This is a genomic window from Lonepinella sp. BR2271, from assembly GCF_051851515.1.
GTDB lineage: Bacteria > Pseudomonadota > Gammaproteobacteria > Enterobacterales > Pasteurellaceae > Lonepinella.
On sequence record NZ_JBPDVF010000002.1, the window covers coordinates 81,362 to 103,504 of the forward strand.

The window sequence follows — 22,143 nt, forward strand, 5'->3', positions numbered from 1 at the left end:
TAATCGTTGCTAGGCTTTGCTATCTCCCCTGCCGTGCCTTGAGATAAACAAACCTAACGCAGAAAATCCTTTTTATTTTTAATATCAATGGTTTCATGTAACTCCGACCAAACAATGACCGCTTTTTCTTGTCGAATTTGATCGAGTAAATTTTCTGTTTTTTGTGCTAAAGATAGCTCCTCAATACCGTAATCGGTTCCCTCTCGCAAAATAAAACTCTCAACGATATTGATTAACGTATCTTCCTCAATCTCTTGCCAAGGAATAATCATGCCAATATCCTAGGCGAATAATGGCTCGATTAATTGCCATTGTTGTTCAAAACTTTGATTGACGCCACGCCGGAAATTGGTCCGCACATAACGCATAAATTGTCCCTCGCAAAAGGTCACTAAATAACTTGCGATAGTACGTTCATCTACCGCAAAAACACGCCCCTCGCGCAATTTCCGCATTTGTAAAATATTCACAAATTGCAATTCAAGACGGTCAAAAAATTGGGCAACACGCGCCTGTAATTGGGCATCTTCAAACATCAGTGCATGACCAGTTAACACGCGTGTCATGCCGGGATTTTTACGTGCAAAATCTAAGATCATCTGTAAAATATCACGCACACGATTCAGCGTGTTCGTTTCCAATTTAGTAGATTGCGAAATACGGATAAATAAATTCTGTTCGATATTTTCAATTAACGCCTCAAACATTTTGGTTTTACTTGGGAAATAACGATATAACGCGGCCTCCGACACGCCCACCGCCTCGGCAAGACGAGCTGTGGTCATGCGTTCCATGCCTCGTTCAGAATGCAACATGCTGGCCAACACGGCTAATACCTGTTGGCGACGCTCTTTGACGCTGCGTTTTTCGATTTTGGGTGCCGATTTTTCCACCACAACGGGTTCAAGATCGGCAATTTCCAACTGTTCTACCATTATTGCTTACCTGAATGTCCAAAACCACCTTGGCCTCGGTCAGTTTGAATGAAGTCTTCTACAAGATTAAATTCCGCTTGCACCACTGGCACAAACACGAGTTGCGCAATGCGATCGCCCACTTCAATTTTAAACGGTTGATCGCCTCGATTCCACATGGAAACCATTAACGGGCCTTGATAATCGCTGTCGATCAAGCCGACTAAATTACCCAAGACAATCCCATGTTTATGGCCTAAGCCAGAACGTGGCAAAATCACCGCGGCTAAATTAGGATCGGCAATATAAATGGACAAACCTGTTGGAATCAGTTTGGTTTCACCCGGCTGAAGTTCAAAGCCCTGCTCCATCAATGCACGTAAGTCTAAGCCCGCTGATCCGGTGGTCGCATAGGTAGGTAGCGGAAATTCGCTGCCAATGCGACTATCTAAAATTTTAACATCAATTTTTTTCATCTTATTTTGCCTTATATCTTTCGACGATTTTATTTACTAACTGGATGGCTAATTGTGTTTTAGTGGTTTTTGCCAAGCTGGCTGAACCCTGTGGCCAAAATAACATTAACGCATTCTGCTCCGCCCCAAAAACCTGTCCGTTAGACACATCATTGGCACAAATCATATCCAATTTTTTGCGGGCTAACTTATCTTGTGCATATTGCTCAACTTGTTGTGTTTCCGCGGCAAACCCCACGGTAAATGGACGATTTTCGGCTAAATGCCCCACATCCGACACAATATCAGGATTTTTGACTAAGCGAAGTTGCATTTCATCACCTGATTTTTTAATTTTCTGCGCTGCCACTTCCGCCACGCGATAATCCGCTACCGCGGCACAAGCAATAAATATATGATTTTTCACCGCACTTTCAAGGGCGATTTGCCACATTTCTTGTGCCGACAGCACATCAATACGCGTCACTTGGTGAGGTGTGGCTAAATTTACTGGGCCACTAATTAACGTTACCTTGGCCCCCCGTTGTGCAAAAGCCGCCGCAATAGCAAAGCCCATTTTGCCCGAGCTATGATTACTAATATAACGGACCGGATCAATGGCCTCTTGGGTTGGCCCTGCGGTAATCGCCACATTCAAACCCACTAAATCCTGCGTAACGGAGAAATGTTGTAAAAGCGCGCTAAAAATTTCTTGCGGTTCGGACATGCGACCTAGCCCAACATCACCACAAGCCTGTTCCCCCGAGTTCGGACCAATTAACTGGATACCACGTTGCTGTAAGGATTGGATATTGTGTTGCGTAACAGATTGCGCATACATTTGCTGATTCATGGCGGGCGCGAGGAAAATCGGTGCTGACGTGGCTAAACAAAGGGTAGCAAGCAAATCATTGGCCATGCCCACATTCAGTCGTGCGATAAAATCCGCACTGGCGGGGGCAATCACAACTAGTTCCGCCCATTTGGCTAATTCAATATGCCCCATGGCTAATTCGGCTTGCGGATCCAGTAACGATTGCGACACAGGATTGCCAGAAATGGCTTGCAAGGTTAATGGCGTGACAAATTCAGCGGCTGCCGGCGTTAAAACGGTTCTAACCTCCGCCCCTGCTTTACGCAATAAACGAATCAATTCAATGGTTTTATAGGCGGCAATACCCCCTGTTATGCCCATCACAATACGTTTATTTTGCAATGTTGTCATTGTTAGTCCCCTTTCACATCATTAGACGCCCATTCTACTTCAATTTCCGCAAATAAAAAACTGTATTTTGTGATCTGCATTCCAAAATTGAACAAAATTTCTCGCTTTCTCGCCAAAATAATTGCAAAGTGCGGTGCAAATAAACCCCATTTTTAGGAATGATAAATGGAAAACACTGTTTTAATGCCCCGAGAAAAATTACTCCAATTTGGCGCAACCGCTTTAAGCGACGCAGAATTGTTGGCGATTTTCTTACGCACGGGTATCAAAGGTTGCCCCGTTACACAACTTTCCCATGCGGTAATTCAACATTTTGGGTCATTGCGAGGTCTCATTTCTGCCTCTCAACAACAATTTTGTGCATTCAAAGGCATTGGCATTACCCAATTTATCCAACTGCAAGCCTGCACCGAAATGACCAAACGCTATTTATTAGCCGAAATAAAACAACGACATCTGTTCGATCAATCTGACATTGTACGAATGTATTTGCAAACGGAAATGGAACAATATGAACGCGAAGTCTTTTTGGTGCTTTTTCTGGACGCCCAACACCGTCTCATTAAACAAGAAGAAATGTTTTTCGGCACCGTCAACGCCGCCACCATTCATCCACGAGAAATCATTAAAACCGCCTTATTTTGTAATGCGGTAGGACTTATTTTGGCACATAACCACCCTTCTGGTTTGGCTAAACCCAGTGCGTCCGATATTCAAGTCACGAAACAAATTCAACAAGCGGCCCAATTCCTGGATATTCAAGTTGTCGATCATTTTATTATTGGCAAGGGGTGCTATTTTTCTTTTATGGAAAATGACTATTTACAGGATCCAAAACAGGATCTTTTTCACCCGTAAGTAAAAATCTCACGACTTTTTCGCATGAAAATGTATTTTTTCCTTGAGAAAGTCGAATTATGTGAGTATAATTCACAGCCTTTAATATAGTAAGCGGGTCGGTAACGAGCGACCTGACGAGGTGGCTATCAAGGCTTTCCTTGAAATTGTATCCGAACCGTAAGCTCGAGCTTATATTTAATTATTGGAGTTTTATTATGTCTAGAGTCTGTCAAGTAACAGGCAAGCGTCCAGCCGTTGGTAACAACCGCTCGCACGCATTGAATGCGACTCGTCGTCGTTTTCTACCAAACTTACACACTCACCGTTTCTGGGTTGAGAGTGAAAACCGTTTCGTAACTTTACGCTTAACAGCGAAAGGTATGCGTATTATTGATAAAAAAGGCATTGATGCAGTATTAGCTGAAATCCGTGCTCGTGGCGAGAAAATCTAAGGAGCTAAAACATGGCAGCTAAAGGTGCTCGTGAGAAAATTAAATTAGTTTCAACCGCTGAAACTGGTCATTTCTACACAACAACTAAAAACAAACGTAATATGCCTGAAAAAATGGAAATCAAAAAATTTGATCCAGTCGTGCGTAAACACGTTGTTTATAAAGAAGCGAAAATCAAATAATTTCGTTTTGTACAGAATCAAAAACCCGACTTGTTCGGGTTTTTTTATAACCCTCACACCCTCACCCTAGCCCTCTCCCAAAGGGAGAGGGAATAGTTTAAAGAACTTTATTTTTGTTCATCTAAAATTGTCCCCTCTCCCCTTGGGAGAGGGCTAGGGTGAGGGTAAAAGGAATACAATATGCCCGAATTACCCGAAGTGGAAACCGCTAAAAATGGTATTGCTCCTTACCTGACTGGTTTTACTATTGAAAAAATTATTGTTCGCCAAGCTAAATTACGCTGGCCAATTTCGCCTGAACTCGGCCAACTTTCTCAAGTAAAAATCACCGCACTTTCACGCCGTGCTAAATACCTGATTATTCACACGGAAAAAGGCTTTATTATTGGGCATTTAGGTATGTCAGGATCAGTTCGTATTGTGCAAAAAAATGATCCGATAGAAAAACACGATCATCTGGATATGGTGATAAACAACGGCAAAATTATGCGTTATAACGATCCACGTCGTTTTGGGGCATGGCTTTGGACGGATAATTTAGATGAGTTTTATCTTTTTATGAAACTCGGGCCTGAACCGCTTTCGGAGCAATTTACTGCCGATTATTTGTTTAAAAAATCTCGCAAAAAATCCACCGCACTTAAAATCTTTCTGATGGATAATGCGGTTGTGGTCGGCGTTGGCAATATTTATGCCAACGAAGTGTTATTTCAATGTGGACTTCATCCGCAAAAATTAGCTAGCACAATTACAAAAAAACAAGCCGAATTGCTAGTGACGACCATTAAAAAAGAGCTACAACGTGCCATTGAACAAGGTGGCACCACGCTAAAAGATTTTCTGCAACCTGACGGCAAACCCGGTTATTTTGCTCAAGAACTTCAAATTTACGGCAAGGCGGGGAAAAACTGCCCAAACTGCGGTGCAAAAATTGACAGTTTAGTGATTGGGCAGCGAAATAGTTTCTTCTGCCCGAAGTGTCAGCGAAAATAGGTGATTGTTATTCTTTTACTTTTTGATTAAAATACCCTTAATTTCTAAAGGAATATAGGACAGATTATGGCGAACTGGAACGGCAAGTACATCAGCCCTTATGCAGAACACGGTAAAAAAAGCGAGCAAGTTAAAAAAATCACGGTATCTATTCCGATTAAAGTATTGGAAATTCTAACCAATGAACGCACTCGTCGCCAAATTAAAAACCTACGTCATGCCACTAACAGCGAATTATTGTGCGAGGCCTTTCTACACGCTTTTACTGGGCAGCCCTTACCCACCGACGAAGATTTACTGAAAGATCGCAATAATGAAATCCCAGAACACGCCAAAGCAATTATGCGTGAATTGGGGATTGAGCCGGATGAATGGGAATATTAGAACCAAAAATTAACCCCAAAATTGGGGGTTAATTTATTTTTTAGCATACTACGCCAAACTGTTCACGATACGCTCGCATTGCAGGCAAATACTCGCTATATTCTGGATCATTTTCAATAAACATCATCAAATCATCTAAATCCACAATCGACAACACATCACATTGATAATCTCGTTCTACTTCTTGAATCGCCGACAATTCGCCTTTGCCTTTTTCCTTTCGGTTTAATGCAATCACCACCGCACTGAGGCTTGCACCATTAGCCGCAATAATATCCATGGCCTCTCGAATGGCGGTTCCCGCTGTAATGACATCATCTACCAACAACACCTTGCCTTGTAATGGGGAGCCGATCAGATTTCCGCCCTCACCGTGATCTTTGGCTTCTTTGCGGTTAAAACACACTGGTTTATCTAAGCCGAATTGATTAAATAACGCCACGGATACGGTTGTGCCAATAGGGATCCCTTTGTAAGCTGGTCCAAAAATCACATCATAAGTTAAGCCACTGGCTTGAATAGCTTGTGCATAAAATTCGCCTAATTTGGCGAGATCGGCTCCGGTATTAAATAAACCTGCATTAAAAAAATATGGGCTTTTTCTGCCGGATTTTAAGGTAAATTCGCCAAAACGTAACACATTGCGACTTAAAGCAAATTGGATAAATTGTTGTTTGTAATCTTGCATAATATTCTTCTCAAAATTTCACATCTAAGCTCCCTCTCCCTCTGGGAGAGGGTTGGGGTGAGGGTAAAATTTAATCTGAACCCAACCCTCACCCTAGCCCTCTCCCAAAGGGAGAGGGGATTTTCATTTAATTTGCTAACGCTGCTCTTTGTGCCACAAAAATCTGTTCACAACCTTGTTTGGCTAAATCTAACAACGTCAACAGTTCGTCGTGGGAAAATGGCTCGCCCTCTGCCGTGCCTTGCACTTCTATCATTCGCCCATCTTCCATCATCACCACATTCATGTCCGTTTCGGCATTAGAATCTTCCACATATTCTAAGTCACATACGGCGTCACCGTTCACAATGCCAACGGAAATGGCAGAGACTAACCCTTTGATTGGATTGGTTTTTAACACGCCTTTGGCAATCAATCCATTCACCGCATCAATTAATGCCACACAAGCCCCTGTAATTGAGGCGGTACGTGTGCCGCCGTCAGCTTGAATCACATCACAATCTAACGTAATCGTCCGCTCACCTAATGCTGTTAAATCGATCACCGCACGCAATGAACGTGCAATTAAACGCTGAATTTCCATGGTGCGACCACTTTGCTTGCCTTTGGCAGACTCACGTTGCATACGGCTATGGGTAGAACGAGGTAACATGCCGTATTCTGCCGTCACCCAACCTTGGCCTTGGCCTTTTAAAAAACGAGGGACGGATTCATCTACACTGGCAGTACAAATGACTTTGGTTTCACCAAATTCCACCAGCACCGATCCCTCGGCGTGTTTGGTGTAATGGCGAGTCATTTTAATGGGGCGTGGGGCGTGATTGGCTCGGTTATCTGGACGCATAATAAATTCCTTATTCAAAAAAAGTGCGGTTATTTTAGCACGCAAAATGACAGAAACGAAATTTAACGTTAGAATAAGGACGGTAAATAGATATCACAAAGGATAAAAATATGATTTACAGCATGACCGCTTTCGCCCGAATTGAAATCAAAAAAGACTGGGGCGACGCTGTGTGGGAAATCCGCTCGGTGAACCAACGTTATTTAGAAAATTTCTTCCGTTTGCCTGAACAATTTCGAGGCTTAGAAAACACCTTGCGTGAAAAACTTCGCCAAAATCTCACCCGCGGCAAAATTGAATGTAGTTTGCGAATTGATAGCAAAAAACAAACGGCCACCAGCCTAAACTTAAATCAAGCCTTAGCGGAACAAGTGATTCAAACCTTGAAATGGATTAAAACTCAAGCGGGTGAGGGCGAAATTAATTTGACCGACGTGTTGCGTTACCCCGGTGTGGTCGAAACGCCTGAGCAAGATGTGGATGTGATTAGCCAAGATTTATTGGCGGGTTTTGATCAACTATTGCAAGACTTTATTGCCATGCGTGGACGTGAGGGCGATAAACTTAAAGAGGTGATTGAGCAACGTTTACAAGCCATTGGCGTGGAGGCTGATAAAGTGCGGTCGAAAATGCCGGAGATTTTACAATGGCAGCGAGATCGCTTATTGCAACGTTTTGAAGAAATCCAGTTACAACCCGACCCAATGCGTTTAGAACAAGAAATGATCCTGTTGGCACAACGTGTGGATGTGGCAGAAGAGTTGGATCGCTTGCAAATGCACATCAAAGAAACCCATTCAATTTTGAAAAAAGGCGGGGCAGTTGGGCGTAAATTAGATTTTATGATGCAAGAACTGAACCGAGAATCCAATACACTCGCCTCCAAATCCATTAATGCGGAAACCACGGCGTCAGCGGTGGAACTCAAAGTGTTAATTGAGCAAATGCGTGAACAAATTCAGAATTTGGAATAGGGGGACGTTATGGCTGTTATTTCGCTTGAACCTTATCGTCTGCTGGATATTACTGGCGTAGACGCAGAAAAATATTTACAAGGGCAACTTACCTGTGATGTCAGCAAATTAGCTGTTGGTGATAGCACAATCACCGCACATTGCGATCCCAAAGGGAAAATCATGTCGGTGTTCCGTTTAATTCGGGTGGCAGAAACACAATTTTATGCTGTTATTCACCATTCTTTGGTGGAAATTGGCCTTGCTCAATTAAAAAAATATGCGGTATTTTCTAAAGTCACCTTTACCTTATTGAATGCCGAGATTATCGGCTTGATTAACGAAGATAACGACATTTCAGCACAAATTAGCGTCGTCTTTGCCAACCGAAAAATGTTCATTAATCCTGAAAGTGCGGTGCAAATTAATGCCGATTTTACCCAATGGCAGCTCGCCGATATTCAACAAGGCTATCCCTTGCTCACCGACAAAACCCAAGGGGAATTTATTCCGCAAGCGGTGAATTTGCAAGCCTTAGAACAAGCCATCTCATTCCAAAAAGGCTGTTATATCGGACAAGAAACCATTGCTCGTGCCAAATATCGGGGGGCTAATAAACGGGCTATGTTTGCCTTTCAAGCCGATACGGATTTAGCCCCAGAAATCGGTGGTGAAATTGAAATGCAACTGGAAAGTGGTTGGCGAGCCACTGGCACCATTTTAAGTGCGGTGAATATTGACGGCGTTTTGTGGTTGCAAGTGGTATTGAATAATGATATTACGCCTGAACAGGTGTTTCGTTTGCCGAATTCGGAGGTGCGTTTGGTGTTGCAGGCGTTGCCTTATGAACTAAATTAAGACCATTTTATCTCCAAGAAAAAGCACGCAATAGACATCATTGCGTGCTTTTTTGTTATGGAGAAAGCTCAATATTTGAGCGATTGAATTATATCGAATTGTGCAAAAAAAAAACAATGGTAGTATTCTTTTTATTCAATCATAAAAAAGGAAAATCCTATGTTAAATAAATCTAAAGTTATCATTTCTGGCCTGCTTGCAATGGGGGTTATTCATCCAAGTTATGCAGAATCCGCATCTTATTCTGATGTCATTGATTGTGCTAAAGAGGGTAATTTGCTCTGTCAAACTGCGGTTGGTAAGGCTTACGAAGAAGGAAATGGAGTAAAACAAGACTATGTGAAAGCAAAAGAATGGTATCTCAAATCAGCAAAGAAAGGAGAGAATATTGCCCAATACCGATTAGGAGGCCTTTATTTTACGGGGCGTGGAGTAAAGCTAGATAATGTTAAAGCGAGTGAATGGTTTATTAAATCTGCCAATCAGGGGAATATTAATGCTGCATTTAGTCTAGCATCAATGTACTATTCAGGTAAAGGAGTAAAACAAAATACAACCAAAGCAAAAGAATGGCTTACAAAAGCTTGCCAAGGTGGAAACGATGTCTCTTGCCAGATCTTAAAGGAAAAATTCTAATTAATAAACTATATAAGGAGTTTTTATGTTAACTATCTTGGAGTTTATAGTAATATTCTTGGGTGTTTGTTGGTACGCTGAGGTCCCCCCTTTTTCCAACCGGGTTAAAAAGAAAGAAATTAATAATAATCCAGAAATAGAGAAAAATGAGAAATATAGGGTGATTATTCCTGTTGTGCTTATTTTCCTATTTACTGTCATACAGCTATGTATCATTACTTATATAGAAGAATTTTGTCCCACAAATAGCGTATTGGTATGCTTGTCAGCATGTTTATTGCTAATATTGATGGCAAATGTCATTTTGATTTTTCATGTTTATATGAAAAGCCGACAAAAGTATGCTGATTGGTACAAAATTAACATTATTTTAGCTATGATACAATGTGCCATTTCAATGATTATTAGTAATTTAGATTTCGTCAGAATGGAAACGATATTGGTATCGACTTTAGCCTATATTTTTATTCCTGGGTTTATCTTTTTTGAATTACAAAAAGATAAAAATAAAACAGAGAATACAAAAAATACTGAGAATACTGAGAATACTGAGAATACTGAGAATACTGAGAATACTGAGAATACTGAAAAAATATCTCATTAATTCTAAAAAAAGTGCGGTGTTTTTCACCGCACTTTTTTCCTATTTTGCTTTACGCTGACTAAACAACCATTCCTTAATAGCATCAATATTATACGCCACTTGCCACGTTCCCATATGAGCTGCCCCTTTGCTTTGTGAGTTTTGCTCCATTGGCAAGGTGCCACCAGTGAAACTGGCGTAATGAATATTGCCACCTTGGGCAAGCAACGCATTTACTTTTTCATTTAATTCCGTCACGGGGGCTTGTGCATTCCAACCGTGGCTTTCTTTCACCGTTGCCCCATTTTCTGCCAACACTTTCATGATTTCATTTTCCGTTGGAAAGGCTTTGGCATCATTTTCTGACACTAACACAAAAATATTATTTTTCGCCATAGGTGCGGTAACACTCGGTTCCCACTGCCCTGCCACAATATAACTCGCTGCAAAGAAATCAGGGTGTTTGATGTTCATGGCAATAGACATCATGGCACCGCCGGATTGCCCTGTGGTGTAAAGGCGGTTTGGGTCGATATTGTATTGTTTTGCCAAGGATTTAATTAAATTAATCGTTGGTTCAAGATCGGCCGGATCTTCTGATTTATCATTCACAATGGCGTGATCAAATTGCGGTGCTAACACAAAAGCAGGATGTTTTGCTTGCCATTCTGGACCAGCAAAAGAAGTGGCACCATTGCCTTGTAATAAAGTATGTTTCACATTGCTGTTGGTGGAACCAGCATCATGAATAAACATCACCAACGGATAGGCTTTTTTCGGGTCATAATTTTTCGGTACAAATAAATTATATTTCACCACCACACCGCTTTCATCTTTAAATTCCGCTTGTTGGAAATCGTCCACCACTTGATTAATCACCTTGCTACTGGTGAATTCGCTCGGTTTTACTTGACCAGATTGACTGGCTAATGAATTGACTTGTTTCACGGTTAAGCTGATGTGACGTTCGGTGTAAGGGGCGGAGCGATCATTGCCTAATTTTTCCGTCGTGGCCGCATCGGCATCTTGTGGATCCAGTGCTAATACAAGCTGATTAACACATTTGGCGTCATTTAACGTTACGCCAGTAATGGTTCGGTTTTCAACCGAAAAATCCGTTTTTTGCACCGCAGTTAGGCAGGTGTTTTCTGGATAATTCACCACGGCTTGGGTGACTCGTTGACCTAAACCATTGGGTGTTGTGACGGCTGTTACGCTTTCAATTTGGGCATAAGCGGTGCTTGCCATGGCACAAGTAAGGCCAGTTAAGATTAATTTTTTCATTTGCTTTCCTATTTGGTTAAATTTAAACGTTTTAACGCATCCATTGCCGGTTGCGAAACATGATCGCCACGAGCGGCGGATTTTTCATACCATTGTATAGCGGTAGTGAGGTTTTTTTCAACGCCAATACCATTTTCATACAGATAACCGAGCCAATATTGAGAAGTAATATCGCCACGATTGGCGGCGGTGGTAAAGGCAGCAAAGGCTTTGCTTGGCGATTTAGTGACACCTTCGCCATTAAGATACATCAAGCCGATATAGCGTGACGCTTTCATATCGCCTTGTTCCGTGGCTTGTTGTAATAAAGGCATGGCTTGGGTGTAAGATTGTTGTTTGTAGAGTTCTACGCCTTGTAGCATGATGGCTCTAGCTTGCTCTTGTGCTAGCTGGTGTTGATTTGTTGTGGATGTAGCACTGCTGCAAGCTGCCAGTAAAAGAGGTAAAATCAGATAACTGTATTTTTTCATTGTAAGATTGACTCAAAAGTTAAATTATGGATTTAACTAAGACGTTTAATTTAATCAAAAGTTCTATGATTATTTCACGATCTTGAATTGAATTACACCGCACTTTCTTGTACAATGTTTTTCCGTCCTGATACAGCGTATCGCATTTATTTTTCACTATCAAAACAAGATCTCACTTATGACAACCAATTATATTTTCGTAACAGGCGGTGTGGTTTCATCGTTAGGTAAAGGCATTGCAGCAGCGTCCTTAGCGGCCCTTTTAGAAGCTCGTGGCTTAAATGTCACCATTATGAAACTCGATCCTTATATTAATGTTGACCCCGGTACCATGTCGCCAACCCAACATGGCGAAGTGTTTGTGACCCAAGACGGTGCAGAAACCGATTTAGATTTAGGTCACTACGAACGTTTTATTCGTACCAAAATGACCAAACGCAACAATTTCACTACCGGTAAAATTTATTCCGAAGTATTACGCAAAGAGCGTCGTGGTGATTATTTGGGTGCGACAATTCAGGTGATTCCACATATTACCAATGAAATCAAAGCACGTGTGATTGACGGTGCAGCAGGTCATGATGTGGCGATTATTGAAGTGGGCGGCACCGTGGGGGATATTGAATCGCTGCCATTCTTGGAATCTTTACGTCAGCTTGCGGCACAAGTGGGGCGTGAACGCACCATGTTTATGCACTTAACCCTTGTGCCTTATATTCCAACTGCCGGCGAGGTGAAAACCAAACCGACCCAACATTCGGTGAAAGAATTATTGTCTATCGGGATTCAGCCTGATGTGTTAATTTGCCGTTCAGACCGCATGGTACCAAGTAATGAGCGAGCGAAAATTGCCTTGTTCTGTAATGTACCAGAAAAAGCAGTGATTTCCCTAAAAGATGTGGATTCTATCTATCAAATTCCTGCCTTATTGCAATCACAAGGGCTAGATAATTTTGTGTGCCAACGTTTCCATTTAGATTGCAAACCGGCGGATCTTTCCGAATGGGAGCAAGTGTTATATCGTCAAGCCAACCCAACCGGCGAAGTGACTATCGGTATGGTGGGCAAATATGTCGAATTGCCTGATGCCTATAAATCGGTGAACGAGGCCTTAAAACATGCTGGATTAACCAATCGCTTAACAGTGCATATTAAATATATCGACTCGCAAGATGTGGAAACCAAAGGCGTTGAGATTTTAAAAGGTGTGGACGGTATTTTAGTGCCGGGGGGCTTTGGTTATCGTGGTGTAGAGGGTAAAATTCTCACTGCACAATATGCTCGAGAAAATAATATTCCTTACTTAGGCATTTGCTTAGGTATGCAAGTGGCCTTGATTGAATACGCTCGTCATGTGGCAGGGTTAACGCAAGCAAATTCTTCTGAATTTGATAAAGCCTGCCCACAACCTGTGGTCGGTTTAATCACCGAATGGCAAGATGCCACAGGCCAAGTGGAAACTCGCACCGATAAATCCGATTTAGGTGGCACCATGCGTTTGGGCGCACAACAATGTCATCTCGTGGATGGCTCGAAAGCACGTGAACTGTATGGCAAAGAAACCATTGAAGAACGTCACCGTCACCGTTATGAAGTGAACAATACCTTGTTGCCACAAATTGAGCAAGCCGGCTTAAAAGTCACTGGATTAAGTGCGGATAAAAAATTAGTGGAAATTATTGAAGTACCAAATCACCCTTGGTTTGTGGCTTGTCAATTCCACCCTGAATTTACGTCCACACCAAGGGACGGACATCCATTATTTGCTGGATTTGTCAAAGCAGCGAAAGAAAATCAGGGCAAATAAGGGCAAAACCCGATGTTAGATCAAAATATGGTGATTTTTTACAAGACAAAAGGCACAAAGATCTATACCATATCGGGATAGTTTTAAAACACGAATTTTAGATTAACTTAAATAGAAGGAAAACAAAAAATGGCAAAAATCGTTAAAGTCATCGGCCGTGAAATCATTGACTCACGTGGTAACCCAACCGTTGAAGCAGAAGTGCATTTAGAAGGCGGTTATGTTGGTTTAGCAGCAGCCCCATCAGGTGCATCAACAGGTTCTCGTGAAGCATTAGAATTACGTGATGGTGATAAAGCACGTTTCTTAGGTAAAGGTGTATTAAAAGCCGTTTCTGCAGTAAACAACGAAATCGCCAAAGCGGTTGTGGGTAAAGATGCGTTAAACCAAGCTGAAATCGACCAAATCATGATCGACTTAGATGGCACAGAAAACAAATCAAAATTCGGTGCAAACGCTATTTTAGCGGTATCTTTAGCCAATGCTAAAGCTGCAGCCGCAGCGAAAGGTTTACCACTTTACGCTCACATTGCTGAATTAAACGGCACACCAGGTCAATACTCTATGCCATTACCAATGATGAACATCATCAACGGTGGTGAACACGCAGACAACAACGTAGACATCCAAGAATTTATGATTCAACCAGTGGGTGCAAAAACCTTACGTGAAGCATTACGTATCGGTGCGGAAGTGTTCCACAACTTGGCTAAAGTATTAAAAGCGAAAGGCTTAAGCACCGCAGTGGGTGACGAGGGTGGTTTCGCACCTAACTTAGAATCTAATGCTGCTGCATTGGCTTGTATCAAAGAAGCCGTTGAAAAAGCCGGTTATGTGTTAGGTAAAGATGTGACTTTAGCTATGGACTGTGCGTCTTCTGAGTTCTACAACAAAGACAACGGTTTATACGAAATGAAAGGCGAAGGTAAAACCTTTACTTCTCAAGAATTTACACACTATCTTGAAAACTTAACCAAAGAATACCCAATCGTGTCTATCGAAGATGGTCAAGATGAATCTGACTGGGAAGGTTTCGCCTACCAAACTAAAGTATTGGGCGACCGTGTTCAATTAGTGGGTGATGACTTGTTCGTAACCAACACCAAAATCTTAAAAGAAGGTATCGAAAAAGGTATCGCAAATTCTATCTTAATCAAATTCAACCAAATCGGTTCATTAACTGAAACCTTGGCAGCGATTAAAATGGCGAAAGATGCAGGTTACACCGCAGTAATTTCTCACCGTTCAGGTGAAACCGAAGATGCAACTATCGCAGATTTAGCAGTGGGTACCGCAGCAGGTCAAATCAAAACCGGTTCAATGAGCCGTTCTGACCGTATTGCGAAATACAACCAATTAATCCGTATCGAAGAAGCATTAGGCGACAAAGCTCCGTTCTTAGGCTTAAAAGCGGTGAAAGGTCAAGCGTAATCTGAGTTGAATTAGATTAAAAAAATCTTAAAATTCGTACCGCACTTTGGCTCTAAAGAGAAAAAGTGCGGTATTTTTTTACAACGTTTTTGAGAATAACACCATGTTACATTTAGTATTAGAAGATAAACACCTTATCGGTCAGAAAAAACATTTTGGAGCCCATTCCACGGTGCATGATCATTTGGTCGTGATGTTTGAAGATGACGGTGAAACCGGTTATTTTTATGCCATGGATTTAACCAACAAAGAGCAACCGATTGTGGATAGTTTATATGTTTACGGCGTGGACAGCATTGAGGGACGGCACGAGGCACGTCAATTTCAAATTTGTTGGTCGGAAGATGGTAATCAAGCCTTTTTACTCGTGAATGGTTATCCCCACGCAAGTTTTGATTACACCCGATTAGTCGGCTACAATCACAGTAAATTCCCGATGCCTGAAATCACCAGTATGTGGTCGCATGAAGAAATTACGGATAAATTAGTGGCAGAATGGTTAAAGGTTTAATTCAAATTTGAGCGTTATATATTGATAAAACCGATTAGAATAATTTATGTAATCAGGTTGCTTATTAGGCGATTTTTAGCCAGAATGACCCGATTATTCCCCCTTAGAAAATGAAAGGAAAGCACTTATGACAAAACATTATGATTATTTAGCTATCGGTGGCGGTAGTGGCGGTATTGCATCCATTAACCGTGCAGCCAGTTATGGTAAAAAATGTGCCATTATTGAGGCAAAACACTTAGGCGGTACTTGCGTCAATGTGGGTTGTGTACCGAAGAAAGTCATGTTCTATGGTGCACAAGTGGCCGAGGCGATTAATCATTATGCCCCAGATTATGGCTTTGATGTCAGCGTCAATAAATTCGATTTTTCAAAATTAGTGGAAAGCCGTCAAGCCTATATTGGACGTATTCACACATCTTATGGCAATGTGTTAGGTAAAAATAATGTGGATGTGTTAAACGGTTTTGCGAAATTTGTTGACGCAAAAACCATTGAAGTGAGCTATGCTGACGGCTCAACAGAACAAGTGACGGCGGATCATATTTTAATTGCCACGGGTGGTCGTCCGAGTATTCCTAAAGTGAAAGGGGCGGAATACGGCATAACGTCTGACGGCGTATTTGCATTGAACGAATTACCAAAATCTGTTGCCATTGTGGGAGCGGGTTATATTGCCGTTGAGTTGGCTGGCGTCTTTAACAGCTTTGGTGTCGAAAGCCATTTATTTGTGCGTCAACATGCACCGTTGCGTAATCAAGATCCTTTAATCGTGGATACCTTGTTGGAAGTATTAGCACAAGACGGTATTCAATTACATACCCAAGCCACTCCAGAAGAAGTGGTGAAAAATGCGGACGGTACATTAACCTTAAAACTTAAAGACGGACGTGAAACCACGGTAGAAAGTCTGGTATGGGCGATTGGTCGTGAGCCGGCAACAGATGTGATTAACTTACAAGCCACTGGTGTTGCCACTAACGAACGTGGGTTTATCAAAGTGGATAAATTCCAAAATACCAATGTACCCAACATCTATGCCGTCGGTGATATTATCGAGGGCGGTATTGAATTAACCCCTGTGGCCGTAGCCGCCGGTCGCCGTTTGTCCGAACGTTTATTCAACAACAAACCGAACGAGCATTTAGATTATAATTTAGTGCCAACAGTGGTGTTCAGCCACCCGCCTATCGGCACCATTGGCTTAACCGAGCCACAAGCTATCGCTCAATACGGCGAAGAAAATGTGAAAGTCTATAAATCATCTTTCACCGCAATGTACACCGCTGTTACCCAACATCGTCAACCTTGCCGCATGAAATTAGTCTGTGTGGGAAAAGATGAAAAAGTGGTGGGTTTACACGGTATTGGTTTTGGTGTCGATGAAATGATTCAAGGTTTTGCAGTCGCCATTAAAATGGGTGCAACCAAAGCAGACTTTGATAACACCGTCGCCATTCATCCGACAGGTTCCGAAGAATTTGTCACCATGCGTTAACTGATATAAGAAGGAATTTATTATGTTTACAGATTGGAAAGCCCATACTTCCCATGTGAAAAAATCTTTTGGTGAATTAGGTAAAAAACAACCGAAAATGTTACAAGCCTATGCAGCGTTAGGAGCAGCAGCGGCAGAGGGTAATGTATTAGATGCGAAAACCAGAGAGTTAATCGCCTTAGCGGTTGCAGTGACTACTCGTTGCGAGAGCTGTATTTCAGTGCATGCGGCTGATGCTGTAAAAGCAGGGGCAACGGAAGAAGAAGTTTCTGCGGCGTTAGCCATGGCCATTGCCTTAAATGCCGGTGCGGCTTATACCTATTCGTTACGTGCTTTAGAAGCCTTTAACGAGCAGAAATAGCGCTAAAAAAATAAAAAATGCACCTTGATTTTATATTAAGGTGCATTTGTTTTTTATTGCCATTGCGTTTGAATAAACGGAATAATCTCTCGCAAACAATCCGAAATCGGAATCACCGTCAAATTCTTCTCTACCTCTTTTCTAAACGGTGGACAAAAGGCAATATGGTGTTCTGCTTGATTAATCGGCCGCCAACGGCGTGGAATGGCGGATAAACGGCTTGGATAAAATCCAATGGTTGGAATATTCAACGCCCCACAAATATGCAACGGCCCCGTGGAACCCGCTATAAATAAATCGGCACAAGCTAAAGAATAAGTGAAATCTTGTAGACCATTATTTTTATCATAAATAACCACATGATCATCATTAACCATGCTAGCCAGTTGGTGCGCTTTTTCACTTTCATTTGGGCCAGCAGTTAACACAATATGGCAATCAAACTCGGCTAAAATGCCCTTGATTAACGCCTCATACTGATTCAACGATAAACTGTTTGCCGACCCCCCCGTGCCACTATGCACAAATAGCCATTTTTTATTGAGGTCAAGATTGAATTGTTTGCTTAATAAAACTCGCTGATTTTGCACCGCAGTTTGATCTAAGGTTAAATAAGGCGGTTGAGGCTCGATTGGGGAAAGGTGATGATCGGCCAAAAATTGGCGAGCCAAATCCAAATTATATTCAAACTCAGCCTTTTCCGAACGGGAACGACGTTGGGTAAGGCGATGATTATACAAAAATTGAAATAATTTCGTGGCGGGTGCAAGGCGATATTTAATGCCAGATTGCCAAGTGAGTTTGGCGTTATACCAGTCTGATACAAAACTAATCACCGAATCAAATTTGGCAGCCTTAATTTGATTCAAAGTGCGGTGAAAATCGGCGGCGTTTTTTTTATTTTGACTGTCAATGATGACATCATCAATATAAGGACAAAGTTCCGCTAACGGAGCGGTGTAATGTGGGACTAAAGCGGTAATGTTGATATCTGGATCAGATTGTTTGATTAACGCTAACGCAGGGAAAATCAGCATAAAATCACCGATTTTATCATTACGAATGACAAGTAAATTTTGCATAGGATTTTCCTAAAATAGTTTTGAAGCATAGGATTTTTGAACTATTACTACTTGCTTATCTTTCATTTTTTATCGTACCTTTTTGCATCTATTTGCCTTTGTTTTCATAACTCGTTATGTTATAATTATTTTATATGGATCTGTCAATAAAAAAAAACAATGAATGCTCAACACTCAACACTCAACACTCAACACTCAACACTCAACACTCAACACTCAACACTCAACACACTTATTTATCTGTCTAACCCCCCTTCATTTACTTATCGCTGAAAAAATAATTGAACAACAAAAATTATACAATGTAGATTTGATAACATTAACTTGTACAGATAATGATAAATACCGCTATTATTATCAACGTGTGACTAAATTATGCCAAAATAGTGTATATGTTAATCTAGGTAGAGCTCAAACTTGCAAATCAAAATATAAAATAACAGAACTTCGTAAGGCTCTGAAAAAACTTAGAAAAAATTATAGTCTTTGTTATCTTGCTAATTTAAAACATAAAGAAACACACTTTATTACGAGTCATGTAGGGGCAAAAAATTATCATACTTTTGATGATGGCATCGCTAATATTTCTCATCGTAAAGTAGATGATTTTGCCGGAAAGAAAAAAAATTATTTGAAAAAAATTCGTTATTATTTACGTGGTATAAAACATGATGCTTACACATACCTAAATAATACATCAAGACATTACACATTGTTTCCCCATCAGAAAAATATATTAAAAAACACATATCCAATTCAGTTAATCAATAGTGATAAATCCATAAAACAAGATCTTGGTAACAAAGTATTAAAGATATTTGTTGGTCAGCCCTTGCATGAAATTGGCGTAGATGAAAGCATATTAAAAAATATTATACAAAGCAATAATATCAAGTTTTATTTTCCCCACCCACGAGAAATAAATATTATTCAAGGGTTAACATATATTCATAGTAATAGAATTCTGGAAGATTATATATTACATGAAATTCAGAAAGATCCAAGCATAAGGATAGAACTTCACTCATTTTTCAGCACATCATTAATATTATTAAAAGAATTAGAAAATGTTGATATGACGGCCTACAGTTATAATAATGTTCCAAAATCTTTTGAAAATATTTGGAATATTTTTAAAGAAAATGGAATTAAAGTGATACATATTAATGAAAATATTTATCCCTAATATAGCTTAATAATTTTTCATTTGAGAATATACTAAAATGTGTATAAATATCTATTTTAACTTATCATATAAAATAAAGTATTTATACTTTATCTTTTGTGGAAAATATTTTTTATAAGGATGATAATATGAAAAAAATTGCAATTATTACCGCTCGTTCAGGTTCTAAAGGGTTACCAAATAAGAATGTATTACTAGCCAATGGAAAACCATTAATTGCATATAGTATAGAAGCGGCTATTGAATATAGTGGTTTTGAGAAAATTATTGTGACTACAGATTCTCAAGAATATATTGATTTACTGTCAGATTATCCTATAGAATTTATCAAACGGGCAGGGCATTTATCTAGAGATAATTCAAGTTCATTTGTTGTGATTGAAGATGTACTTCAGCAATATAAAGGACTAGATTTTGATTATTTTGTTTTATTACAACCGACCTCCCCCTTACGTACGGCAACACATATTAAAGAATCTTGTGATAAATTTGAGCAAAATATAGATAGATTTAATTTCTGTGTTTCTGTTTCTGAATCTCATAAACCGACGACATTAACTCGCTTAATAGATAAAGATGAAAGTTTGAAAAATTTTACTTTAGATTATTCAAATTATGCTCGACAACACTACCACCCTGAATTTTCACCTAATGGCGCAATTTTTATTGCAAAACCAGATGCTTACTTAAAACAAAAACATTTCTATGGTGAGAAATCTTTAGCTTATTTTATGGATAAATGTGATTCTATTGATATTGATGATCGCTTAGATTTTGAATATTTTTATTTTATTATGCAACAGCGTAATAAAAATATCACACTATTAAATTCAATTAAACAGCAAATCTTATACAAAACAGAGCTTTTTCAACAACAGAAAGATATTACTTTTATTGGTCATTCTATTTTAGAACAGTGGAATATTAATTTTATAAATGGGAAATCGGTAACCAATCTAGCTATATCAGGAATTTCAGCAAGTGAATATTTGCAATTAATTCTTGATAAAGGGATGATTCAATCATTGGGTAAAACAGTTATATTAATGATAGGGACTAATGATATTGTTAAAGATAATTGGTCAAAGCAGTCAATTTGCAATGATATTCAATTATTGATAAATCATCTTAAAAAGATTAGAACTGATATTAGAATATTATTTTTAGAAATCACACCTACCGCGTTAAGAATAGATCGTAGTAATAAAGATATTAATGAATTAAATACCTATTTAAAAGAAAAAATAACGGGTGTAGAATGGGTTGAACTGAATGCATTATTTAGCGATCAGTATGGGAAACTTAACCTTGAATATACTAATGATGGATTGCATTTTAATGCTCGAGGCTATGAATTATTACAATCTATTTTAGAAAAAAGAATAAAGTAAATTCGTATTACCTATGTTATCAGATTATACCAACCCCCGAATAGTACCATGTAGGATTGTTAGTAAAATATTACAAGCATTTTAATTTTAGTAGAGATAACACCGTAACTATCCTTGTTTATCCTTCAGTTATCCCTTGCTTTTTCCCAAAAAAAATGTATAATCCTTGGGCTTTTTGTCTATATATACAGAGAAAAAAGTAAGTATTCCGTGCCTTCGATACGGAATTTCTTTTATTATTAAACATTAGAGGAAGGTTATGGTAACCATTCGTTTATCTCGTGGCGGAGCTAAAAAACGCCCATTTTATCAAATCGTTGTCGCTGACAGCCGTTCACCACGTGACGGTCGTTTTATTGAGCGTGTAGGCTTTTTCAACCCATTAGCAACTGGTAACGCTGAACGTTTACGTTTAGATTTAGACCGTGTTAATGCGTGGTTAGAAAAAGGTGCAAGCCTGTCTGATCGTGTTTCTTCTTTAGTAAAAGAAGCACAAAAAGCAGCGTAATTAAACGATTTGAGTATAGGTGATAAATATGACACAACACACTGAACAGCGTATTGAAGTAGTCGGAAAACTCGGCTCGACTTACGGTATTCGTGGTTGGTTGCGTATTTATTCCTCCACCGAATCCGCTGAAAACATTTTTAGCTATCAACCTTGGTATTTAAAAATCAAGGGGCAATGGCAACCTACCGAATTAGAAAGTTGGAAACATCATAATCATGAATTGATCGTGAAATTGAAAAATATTGACGATCGAGAAATGGCGCAAACCTTGGCGAATGTGGAAATTGGCGTAGATTTGTCTGTTTTTCCTGAATTGGAAGATGGCGATTATTATTGGCACGATTTGATCGGTTGCCAAGTGGTCAATTTACAAGGTTACGCCATGGGGGCCGTGACAGAAATGATGGAGACCGGTTCTAATGATGTGTTGGTGGTCCGAGCGAATAGCAAAGATGCGTTCGGCAAACAAGAACGGTTAATCCCGTTTTTGTATGAACAAGTAGTTAAAAGAGTCGATCTCACCACAAAGACGATAGAAGTGGATTGGGACGCAGGTTTCTAATCTCAGGTATGCTGTGGCGCTTTTAAGTAGTAACTCTCGGGG

At 40.1% G+C, this 22,143-nt stretch carries 27 protein-coding genes; 18 read left to right on the forward strand and 9 right to left on the reverse strand.

The features are described 5' to 3' along the window. Window positions 1-53: 53 nt before the first annotated feature. From ACTG7X_RS02360 to coaBC, 4 genes are read right to left on the reverse strand one after another with little or no spacing between them, the layout of a single operon-like run. The gene (locus ACTG7X_RS02360; protein ID WP_439256940.1) at window positions 54-272 is read right to left on the reverse strand and encodes a YheU family protein; all 219 of its coding nucleotides are present in this window, start codon (window positions 270-272) and stop codon (window positions 54-56) included. A 9-nt stretch (window positions 273-281) separates the two neighbouring features. Further along, window positions 282-938 carry a nucleoid occlusion factor SlmA gene (slmA, locus tag ACTG7X_RS02365; protein ID WP_439257075.1) on the reverse strand — a complete coding sequence of 219 codons (657 nt, stop codon included), beginning with the start codon at window positions 936-938 and terminating at the stop codon, window positions 282-284. Beyond that, entirely contained in the window at window positions 935-1,390 is a 456-nt protein-coding gene (gene dut, locus ACTG7X_RS02370) for a dUTP diphosphatase (protein WP_439256941.1), read from the reverse strand. Before dut ends, slmA begins: the two co-directional genes overlap by 4 nt. Before the next feature lies 1 nt (window position 1,391). After that, window positions 1,392-2,594 carry a bifunctional phosphopantothenoylcysteine decarboxylase/phosphopantothenate--cysteine ligase CoaBC gene (gene coaBC, locus ACTG7X_RS02375; RefSeq protein ID WP_439256942.1) on the reverse strand — a complete coding sequence of 401 codons (1,203 nt, stop codon included), beginning with the start codon at window positions 2,592-2,594 and terminating at the stop codon, window positions 1,392-1,394. Between the two features lie 165 nt (window positions 2,595-2,759). Here coaBC and radC point away from each other — a divergent pair, with 165 nt between their 5' ends. The 5 genes from radC to metJ all read left to right on the forward strand — a co-directional run bounded on the left by radC (window position 2,760) and on the right by metJ (window position 5,445). Continuing rightward, window positions 2,760-3,452, forward strand: coding sequence for a RadC family protein (radC, locus tag ACTG7X_RS02380; RefSeq protein ID WP_439256943.1), 693 nt, complete (start codon window positions 2,760-2,762; stop codon window positions 3,450-3,452). 197 nt (window positions 3,453-3,649) lie between these two features. Further along, window positions 3,650-3,886, forward strand: coding sequence for a 50S ribosomal protein L28 (gene rpmB, locus ACTG7X_RS02385; protein ID WP_005599762.1), 237 nt, complete (start codon window positions 3,650-3,652; stop codon window positions 3,884-3,886). Window positions 3,887-3,897: 11 nt separating this feature from the next. Beyond that, a complete protein-coding gene (gene rpmG / locus ACTG7X_RS02390) occupies window positions 3,898-4,068 on the forward strand; it encodes a 50S ribosomal protein L33 (protein WP_077464092.1) in 171 nt (56 codons plus the stop codon). Window positions 4,069-4,248: 180 nt separating this feature from the next. Continuing rightward, a complete protein-coding gene (mutM, locus tag ACTG7X_RS02395; RefSeq protein WP_439256944.1) occupies window positions 4,249-5,061 on the forward strand; it encodes a bifunctional DNA-formamidopyrimidine glycosylase/DNA-(apurinic or apyrimidinic site) lyase in 813 nt (270 codons plus the stop codon). 66 nt (window positions 5,062-5,127) lie between these two features. Continuing rightward, entirely contained in the window at window positions 5,128-5,445 is a 318-nt protein-coding gene (gene metJ, locus ACTG7X_RS02400) for a met regulon transcriptional regulator MetJ (RefSeq protein WP_439256945.1), read from the forward strand. Between the two features lie 40 nt (window positions 5,446-5,485). On the opposite strand, the gene pyrE is transcribed toward metJ, so the two are convergent. After that, window positions 5,486-6,133, reverse strand: a complete 648-nt coding sequence (pyrE, locus tag ACTG7X_RS02405) for an orotate phosphoribosyltransferase (RefSeq protein WP_439256946.1) — start codon at window positions 6,131-6,133, stop codon at window positions 5,486-5,488. 127 nt (window positions 6,134-6,260) lie between these two features. Then, window positions 6,261-6,977, reverse strand: a complete 717-nt coding sequence (rph, locus tag ACTG7X_RS02410) for a ribonuclease PH (RefSeq protein ID WP_439256947.1) — start codon at window positions 6,975-6,977, stop codon at window positions 6,261-6,263. 110 nt (window positions 6,978-7,087) lie between these two features. Here rph and ACTG7X_RS02415 point away from each other — a divergent pair, with 110 nt between their 5' ends. From ACTG7X_RS02415 to ACTG7X_RS02430, 4 genes are all read left to right on the forward strand, one after another. Further along, entirely contained in the window at window positions 7,088-7,951 is an 864-nt protein-coding gene (locus tag ACTG7X_RS02415; RefSeq protein WP_439256948.1) for a YicC/YloC family endoribonuclease, read from the forward strand. A 9-nt stretch (window positions 7,952-7,960) separates the two neighbouring features. Further along, on the forward strand, window positions 7,961-8,788 hold the full coding sequence (ygfZ, locus tag ACTG7X_RS02420; RefSeq protein ID WP_439256949.1) for a CAF17-like 4Fe-4S cluster assembly/insertion protein YgfZ: 828 nt from the start codon (window positions 7,961-7,963) through the stop codon (window positions 8,786-8,788). Between the two features lie 159 nt (window positions 8,789-8,947). Next, a complete protein-coding gene (locus tag ACTG7X_RS02425; RefSeq protein WP_439256950.1) occupies window positions 8,948-9,424 on the forward strand; it encodes a tetratricopeptide repeat protein in 477 nt (158 codons plus the stop codon). 25 nt (window positions 9,425-9,449) lie between these two features. Continuing rightward, window positions 9,450-10,028: a hypothetical protein gene (locus ACTG7X_RS02430; RefSeq protein WP_439256951.1), complete on the forward strand. Its 579-nt coding sequence runs from the start codon at window positions 9,450-9,452 to the stop codon at window positions 10,026-10,028. 39 nt (window positions 10,029-10,067) lie between these two features. On the opposite strand, the gene ACTG7X_RS02435 is transcribed toward ACTG7X_RS02430, so the two are convergent. Next, window positions 10,068-11,291 carry a prolyl oligopeptidase family serine peptidase gene (locus tag ACTG7X_RS02435; protein WP_439256952.1) on the reverse strand — a complete coding sequence of 408 codons (1,224 nt, stop codon included), beginning with the start codon at window positions 11,289-11,291 and terminating at the stop codon, window positions 10,068-10,070. A gap of 8 nt (window positions 11,292-11,299) precedes the next feature. Continuing rightward, window positions 11,300-11,761 (reverse strand): tetratricopeptide repeat protein, encoded by a 462-nt coding sequence (locus ACTG7X_RS02440; protein ID WP_439256953.1) that lies wholly within the window; start codon window positions 11,759-11,761, stop codon window positions 11,300-11,302. A 178-nt stretch (window positions 11,762-11,939) separates the two neighbouring features. On the opposite strand from ACTG7X_RS02440, the gene pyrG reads away from it, so the two are divergent. The 5 genes from pyrG to ACTG7X_RS02465 all read left to right on the forward strand — a co-directional run bounded on the left by pyrG (window position 11,940) and on the right by ACTG7X_RS02465 (window position 17,369). After that, window positions 11,940-13,568 (forward strand): glutamine hydrolyzing CTP synthase, encoded by a 1,629-nt coding sequence (gene pyrG / locus ACTG7X_RS02445; protein ID WP_439256954.1) that lies wholly within the window; start codon window positions 11,940-11,942, stop codon window positions 13,566-13,568. Window positions 13,569-13,697: 129 nt separating this feature from the next. Then, the gene (gene eno / locus ACTG7X_RS02450) at window positions 13,698-14,999 is read left to right on the forward strand and encodes a phosphopyruvate hydratase (protein ID WP_439256955.1); all 1,302 of its coding nucleotides are present in this window, start codon (window positions 13,698-13,700) and stop codon (window positions 14,997-14,999) included. A 103-nt stretch (window positions 15,000-15,102) separates the two neighbouring features. Continuing rightward, the gene (locus ACTG7X_RS02455; protein ID WP_439242784.1) at window positions 15,103-15,510 is read left to right on the forward strand and encodes a DUF2251 domain-containing protein; all 408 of its coding nucleotides are present in this window, start codon (window positions 15,103-15,105) and stop codon (window positions 15,508-15,510) included. 127 nt (window positions 15,511-15,637) lie between these two features. Continuing rightward, a complete protein-coding gene (gorA, locus tag ACTG7X_RS02460) occupies window positions 15,638-17,008 on the forward strand; it encodes a glutathione-disulfide reductase (protein WP_439242782.1) in 1,371 nt (456 codons plus the stop codon). A 22-nt stretch (window positions 17,009-17,030) separates the two neighbouring features. Then, window positions 17,031-17,369 (forward strand): carboxymuconolactone decarboxylase family protein, encoded by a 339-nt coding sequence (locus ACTG7X_RS02465; RefSeq protein WP_439242780.1) that lies wholly within the window; start codon window positions 17,031-17,033, stop codon window positions 17,367-17,369. Window positions 17,370-17,422: 53 nt separating this feature from the next. Here the strand turns inward: ACTG7X_RS02465 and ACTG7X_RS02470 are convergent, their stop codons facing one another. Continuing rightward, a complete protein-coding gene (locus ACTG7X_RS02470) occupies window positions 17,423-18,451 on the reverse strand; it encodes a glycosyltransferase family 9 protein (RefSeq protein WP_439256956.1) in 1,029 nt (342 codons plus the stop codon). A gap of 163 nt (window positions 18,452-18,614) precedes the next feature. On the opposite strand from ACTG7X_RS02470, the gene ACTG7X_RS02475 reads away from it, so the two are divergent. The 4 genes from ACTG7X_RS02475 (at window position 18,615) to rimM (ending at window position 22,101) form a co-directional block, all read left to right on the forward strand. Further along, complete coding sequence (locus ACTG7X_RS02475; RefSeq protein ID WP_439256957.1) at window positions 18,615-19,637, forward strand: glycosyltransferase family 52; 1,023 nt, start codon at window positions 18,615-18,617, stop codon at window positions 19,635-19,637. Between the two features lie 128 nt (window positions 19,638-19,765). After that, the gene (locus ACTG7X_RS02480) at window positions 19,766-21,028 is read left to right on the forward strand and encodes a cytidylyltransferase domain-containing protein (protein ID WP_439256958.1); all 1,263 of its coding nucleotides are present in this window, start codon (window positions 19,766-19,768) and stop codon (window positions 21,026-21,028) included. A 259-nt stretch (window positions 21,029-21,287) separates the two neighbouring features. Further along, on the forward strand, window positions 21,288-21,536 hold the full coding sequence (rpsP, locus tag ACTG7X_RS02485) for a 30S ribosomal protein S16 (protein ID WP_439239524.1): 249 nt from the start codon (window positions 21,288-21,290) through the stop codon (window positions 21,534-21,536). 28 nt (window positions 21,537-21,564) lie between these two features. Continuing rightward, window positions 21,565-22,101 (forward strand): ribosome maturation factor RimM, encoded by a 537-nt coding sequence (gene rimM, locus ACTG7X_RS02490; RefSeq protein ID WP_439256959.1) that lies wholly within the window; start codon window positions 21,565-21,567, stop codon window positions 22,099-22,101. Window positions 22,102-22,143: the final 42 nt, after the last annotated feature.